At 36.8% G+C, this 6,335-nt stretch carries 5 protein-coding genes and 1 pseudogene; 3 read left to right on the forward strand and 3 right to left on the reverse strand.

Annotation, left to right across the window (positions count from 1 at the left end; all coding sequences use genetic code 11):
* Positions 1 to 435, reverse strand: a complete 435-nt coding sequence (locus VB694_RS05845; RefSeq protein WP_323359362.1) for a hypothetical protein — start codon at positions 433 to 435, stop codon at positions 1 to 3.
* A gap of 34 nt (positions 436 to 469) precedes the next feature.
* On the reverse strand, positions 470 to 2,278 hold the full coding sequence (locus tag VB694_RS05850) for an ABC transporter ATP-binding protein (RefSeq protein WP_323359363.1): 1,809 nt from the start codon (positions 2,276 to 2,278) through the stop codon (positions 470 to 472).
* A gap of 241 nt (positions 2,279 to 2,519) precedes the next feature.
* Here VB694_RS05850 and VB694_RS05855 point away from each other — a divergent pair, with 241 nt between their 5' ends.
* The 3 genes from VB694_RS05855 to VB694_RS05865 all read left to right on the forward strand — a co-directional run bounded on the left by VB694_RS05855 (position 2,520) and on the right by VB694_RS05865 (position 6,089).
* On the forward strand, positions 2,520 to 3,368 hold the full coding sequence (locus VB694_RS05855; protein ID WP_323359364.1) for a prohibitin family protein: 849 nt from the start codon (positions 2,520 to 2,522) through the stop codon (positions 3,366 to 3,368).
* Between the two features lie 166 nt (positions 3,369 to 3,534).
* Positions 3,535 to 3,954, forward strand: a complete 420-nt coding sequence (locus VB694_RS05860; protein WP_323359365.1) for a DUF1824 family protein — start codon at positions 3,535 to 3,537, stop codon at positions 3,952 to 3,954.
* Between the two features lie 206 nt (positions 3,955 to 4,160).
* Entirely contained in the window at positions 4,161 to 6,089 is a 1,929-nt protein-coding gene (locus VB694_RS05865; RefSeq protein WP_323359366.1) for an ABC-F family ATP-binding cassette domain-containing protein, read from the forward strand.
* Between the two features lie 59 nt (positions 6,090 to 6,148).
* On the opposite strand, the pseudogene VB694_RS05870 reads toward VB694_RS05865, so the two are convergent.
* A pseudogene (locus VB694_RS05870) lies at positions 6,149 to 6,335 on the reverse strand (hypothetical protein); the annotation flags it as partial.

Below are 6,335 nucleotides of genomic sequence, written 5' to 3' on the forward strand. Positions count from 1 at the left end.
TTAATTCTGATTAAAAAATGATTTTTCACTCATCTTTTGTTCCAATAATTCTAATAAACTATCCACATCTTTACCAACTTGTTCAAAACAAATCTGTGGTGCTGGTTCAGGTGCAAATTGAATTAATTTAATTTCACCTTTACCGATACCAATCATGATAACTTCTATTTCTGGTTTATTATTGTCAATAATGCCGATAATTTCTTGCAGTCGGTTTTCTACGCGGTCATTTAATTGTTGTATTTGAGATTGGGGACAGTAAACAAAATGAGGCTGTGGTTGTAAATCAATGCCAATAGTACCCTGACTATTACCATTTTCTAGCCATAATCCCCAGAATAAAGCGGCTAACTCCTGTTGATTTTCTTTAACAAATCGATCTAAAAGCCGTCGCCACTTGTGATCACCTATGTCTGTTTGGATACTACTAAACATAACAAATATTTGGTAAATGGTAATTTCAGATTTTCTATCTTAACCCTGATTGTACACGCCAGAGACTAGCGTAAACGCCGTCTTTCTCTAATAGTTGTTCGTGGGTTCCTGATTCTATTAGTTGTCCATGTTCCATGACATAAATACAATCAGCGTTGCGGATAGTGGAAAGACGGTGAGCGATCGCTATTGTAGTCCGATTCACTGTAATCCTTTCTAGAGAACGCTGAATAGCGGCTTCTGTTTCATTATCCACTGCGGATGTTGCTTCATCCAAGATCAGAATTGGTGGATTTTTCAACACTGCGCGAGCGATCGCAATCCTTTGTTTCTGTCCACCAGATAACTTTTGCCCTCTTTCTCCCACAATTGTCTCATAAGTTTGGGGCAACCGCATAATAAAATCATCAGCTTCTGCTACTTTTGCCGCCATGATGATATCTTCATCTGAAGCGTCAAATGTCCCATAGGAGATATTTTCAGCCACCGTACCATGAAATAAAAATACATCCTGACTTACCAAACCAATAGAACGGCGTAAATCACGTAAATTTAAACTTTCTAAATTCACACCATCTACAGTTATTTTGCCGTGCTGTACTTCATAAAACCTCAGCAAAAGTTTTACTAAAGTGCTTTTACCAGAACCTGTAGAACCAACAATAGCAATTGTATTTCCTGCTGGTATTTCTAAGGATAGATGTTTAATAATTGGTGGTCTATCTTTATAAGCAAAAGTCACATTTTGAAATTCTACAATTCCCCGCACCAAATCCACAGGTAAATTAATATTTCCTGTATGAATATCAATGGGAGTATCTAATAAATCCATCACCCGATTACTAGAAGCCATCGCCCTTTGATATAAATCAAAAGTATCGCCTAATCTAGTTAAAGGCCAAAGTAAAAGCTGGACTAAAAATACCAGTGAACTATAAGCACCTACAGCTAATCTGCCAGCAACGGCTTCCATGCCTCCGAAAATTAATAATACTGTAAAAGCGGCCAAAATGAGAATGCGAATAATGGGAATATAAGCAGCAGAAAAAGCAATTGCTTTAGTATTACTTTGGCGATAAGCATCACTTTCAGCTTCTACACGCGCTGCTTCATAATCTTCAGAAGTGAAACTTTTAATAGTAGTAATTCCACTCAGATTATTAGACAACCTGCCATTAAGCAAACCTACTTTTTCCCGGACATCAGCATAGCGAGGTGCAAGTAATTTCTGAAAAGCTATAGAACCCACCAGGATCAAAGGCATAGGCAACATTGCCATCCAGGCCACACTAGGAGCTAAAATAAAAAATGTGCTGCCAATAATTACAATAGTTGTAATCACTTGAATGATATCATTTGCGCCCACATCTAAAAAACGCTCTAATTGGTTCACATCATCACTGAGGATAGACATTAAACCACCCGTACTACGTTCTTCAAAATAAGCTAATTCCAAATCCTGTAGATGTTTGTATGCGTCTAGTCTTAAATTATGCTGAACATTCTGCCCCAAATTACGCCACAGTAATTTATAGCGATATTCAAAAAATGATTCTAATATCCAAGTAACAACTGTGAGAAATGATAAAATTACAAATTGCCAAGTAATATCTTTAACACCTAACTGAGCAATGATAGAATCCTGTTGTTTGACAACCACATCCACCGCTATACCAATTAATGCTGGTGGTGCTAGATCAAAAACTTTATTGAGGATAGAAGCCCCAGTGGCCAGCCAAATTTGCTGACTATATTCATGTCCATAGTCAAGCAGACGTTGGAGAGGATGTACAGAATGCCTACGCCTTCTTGATGCCTTGTGAGATTTGATTCCTTTAACCACAGCCGTTTACAGTTGCGTGCAGCCAATATTACCACAAATTAGGTTTATGAGTCCTGATTGCTGATTAAGAGTAGAATTATATGAGTAGCAGTGTATTTTAAACAACCAAGTTGATAATCAGAGATTATCCGGTATTTGAGCCAATTTGTCATTAAAAATCTAAAGACTGGCTAACTATTAGCTCCACTTAACTGAATTTGTGTTATTTTACTCAAGAATCATTATCCAAGGAGATATAATTTTGAAAAATCAGCAATTTGCAAATTTGCAAACTTCAATTATAGGAATAATAGCGGCAATCTTAGTAATTCTGGGATTGAATTCCTTCGTCATTATGACCCCCGGCCAAGCAGGAGTGATTAGTATTCTGGGTAAAGCTAGAGATGGTGCTTTAACAGAAGGTATCCACTTTAAACCCCCATTTGTCTCAGTGATAGATGTGTATGATTTAACGGTACAGAAATTTGAAGTTCCCGCAGAAAGTTCTACCAAAGATTTGCAAAATCTCACTGCTAGATTTGCGATTAACTTTCGCCTTGATCCTACACAAGTAGTTCAAGTCAGAAGAAAACAAGGTACACTAGAAAATATTGTCTCGAAAATCATTGCACCTCAAACTCAAGAAGCATTTAAAATAGCAGCAGCAAAACGCACAGTTGAAGAAGCCATTACTAAAAGAACTGAATTAAAAGAAGATTTTGATACAGCATTAGGTGAACGCTTAGATAAATATGGAATAATCGTATTAGATACGAGCGTAGTTGATCTCACCTTTTCCCCAGAATTTGCGCGAGCAGTTGAAGAAAAACAAATTGCGGAACAGCGAGCGCAAAGAGCCGTCTATATAGCCAGAGAAGCAGAACAAGAAGCTCAAGCTGACATTAACCGCGCTAAAGGTAAAGCCGAAGCCCAAAGACTATTAGCAGAAACTCTCAAAGCTCAAGGAGGACAATTGGTTTTACAAAAAGAGGCAATTGAAGCTTGGAAAACAGGTGGCGCACAAATGCCAAATGTGCTAGTTATGGGTGAAGGTTCTCAAGGTAGCATACCCTTCATTTTCAACCTGGGGAAAATGTCAAACCAATCTTGATACAGCAGGGAACAGGAAGATTGAAAGTCTCTTAACATAAAGCTTTGTTCTTGAATTTTGTGGCTCATTTACCTGAAATCTACTGTATGTGTCAAAAATATGATTAAGGTGAGCAAGTCTCACCTTACAAACACACCGAAAACTGGAGTAATAATAAACAAAATATATGTCAACTTCTAACCAAACCAATCTCACAGTCGCAGAAGCTAAAAAAATCCTCAACAAATTCAACTGCTTAGATATAGCACCTGTTCTTAAGCCATTGGAAAAAGCTTTAACTCGTCAGGCTATAATTTTACTTACTAACCTCTCTGACTACCAAATTTTAGGGATTTGTGCGGAGACAGCCGAAGAGGGAATTTTGGCAATGAAAACCTATTCTCATGCTTTCGGTTATCAAGCACCAGATAATTTACCCCATCCAGAAGGTCCAGTTTACATCAAATTAAACGGCAAAAATGGTCTGTGTTATTTAGATTCATATCCTGGTCATCATCGCGGTGTATTAGTTTCTTGTCAATCCTATCAGGAGGGGGGAGTAAATGAAATGTATGGACATTTACCTATTGATTTATTTGTTGGATGATAAAGAACTGGGGATTGGGGATTGGGGATTGGGGATTGGGGATTGGGGACTGGTGATTGGTGATTGGTGATTGGTGATTGGGGAGAATAACTAATTATCAATTACTAATGACTAATGACTAATGACTAATAACTAATGACTAATAACTAATAACTAATGACCAATGACCAATGACTAATTAGCAAATGAATAATGAATAGAATTTTATGAGTATTATTACATTACAATCAGTTAGCAAAGATTTTGGGATCAAAGAAATATTAAAAGATGCCAATTTTAGCCTTGATGTCACCGATAAAGTTGGTTTAATTGGGACTAATGGTTCTGGCAAATCTACCTTATTAAAAATGATTGCTGGACTAGAATCAATTGACAGTGGTCAAATTTTAACCAATTCTGGTTCTAAAATTATCTACTTACCCCAACAGCCAAATGTAGATGAAAACCGCACAGTTTTAGAACAGATATTTGCTGATAGTGGTGAACATACAAATTTAGTGCGGGAATATGAAGAACTTTCTGATAAATTAGCTCATTATCCAGAAGATAGTCAGCTAATGTCTCGCTTATCTAATGTCATGCAAAAAATGGACGCGACTGGTGCATGGGAACTAGAAACCAACGCTAAAATCATTCTCACTAAATTAGGAATTGCTGACTTTGATGTAAAAGTGGGGACACTATCTGGAGGTTATCGCAAACGGATTGCACTAGCAACGGCTTTGTTAGCAGAACCCGATGTATTGCTAATGGATGAGCCAACAAACCATCTTGATGCTTTATCAGTGGAATGGTTACAAAGTTATTTAAACCGTTTTCGTGGCGCACTGTTTTTAATTACTCACGACCGCTATTTTTTAGATAAAGTTACTAATAGAATTATCGAAATTGATAGAGGTGACATTTTCACCTATACAGGTAATTATTCCTATTATCTAGAAAAGAAAGCCTTAGCAGAAGAATCTGCTGTGAGTAGTCAACGTAAACATCAAGGTGTATTAAGACGAGAATTAGAATGGTTAAAACGCGGACCAAAAGCTAGAAGTACCAAACAAAAAGCGAGAATTGAACGCGCTCATGCACTGCGTGATACTGAATTTAAACAAATTCAGGGTAAAGTTGATATTTCTACAGTTGGCCGACGTATTGGTAAAAAAGTTATTGAACTCAATAACATTACCAAAGCTTACGATGATAGAATTTTAATTAATGATTTCAGCTACGAATTTAGTCCCGAAGACAGAATTGGGATTATTGGTGGTAATGGTGCTGGTAAATCTACTTTAATGAACATTATCACCGGACTGATTCAACCAGATTCCGGGACTGTAGAAATTGGTAGCACAATTCATATTGCTTATTTTGACCAACATTCTGAAGAATTGCTCACCGCAGTAAATGAAGACCAGCGCGTGATTGATTACATTAAAGAAGAAGGGGAATTTATTAAAATCACTGACGGGACTAAAATTACTGCTTCTCAAATGTTAGAGCGGTTTTTATTTCCGGGAAATCAGCAATATGCACCCATTCATAAACTTTCTGGAGGAGAAAAACGGCGTTTATTTCTGTTACGCTTACTGATTAGTGCGCCTAATGTCTTGATTTTAGATGAACCGACTAACGATTTAGATGTGCAGACATTAGCAGTTTTAGAAGATTATTTAGAAGATTTTTCTGGTTCTGTTATTGTAGTTTCCCATGATAGATATTTTTTAGATAGAACTGTAGATACTATTTTTGCTTTAGAAGAAGGTGGAAATTTACGGCAATATCCTGGTAATTATTCAGTTTATTTAGATTACAAAAAAGCCGAAGAAGCAGCAGCACAACAAGAAGCAGCTAATACTCAAGAAAAGCCAAAAAATACCACTGAGGAAAAATTATCATCTCCAGAAACGGAAACTAAAAAACGTCGTCGCTTATCTAATTGGGAAAAACGAGAATTTGAACAGTTAGAAGGTAAAATTGCTCAATTAGAGGATGAGAAATCAACAACAGAAAAAGCTTTAGTTGGCGTTGCAGCGGGAAATTATACTCAAGTTCAAAAGCTTTATGAACAGGTAGAAACACTAAAACAAGCGATTGATGTAGCGACAGAACGCTGGTTGGAATTAGCGGAAATGGAATCTTAAATAATGATAGCGTAGGTCTCCAATTTTTTTTAATAAGTTGGAGACCTAATTTATAGGTACTAAGCTGTTGGGAAATCTTCTCCTGGCCAAGCTTTATCTATGCTAATTACCCAAGGGATACCATTATTAACTGGTGAACTGATACTAATTTTAGCTTTGTTAGCAAAACGCTTTAACTTATCCGCTAAATAGGGAACAGTAGTCATGATATTTTGGTAACTTTCTATATCATGACAAACCATGATG

This window comes from Anabaena sp. UHCC 0451 (assembly GCF_034931405.1).
GTDB lineage: Bacteria > Cyanobacteriota > Cyanobacteriia > Cyanobacteriales > Nostocaceae > RDYJ01.

Coding starts and splice junctions, on each gene's coding strand:
- VB694_RS05845 (WP_323359362.1), bottom strand. CDS start 435: ATGTTTAGTAGTATCCAAACAGACATAGGTGATCACAAGTGGCGACGG.
- VB694_RS05860 (WP_323359365.1), top strand. CDS start 3,535: ATGTCAACTTCTAACCAAACCAATCTCACAGTCGCAGAAGCTAAAAAA.
- VB694_RS05865 (WP_323359366.1), top strand. CDS start 4,161: ATGAGTATTATTACATTACAATCAGTTAGCAAAGATTTTGGGATCAAA.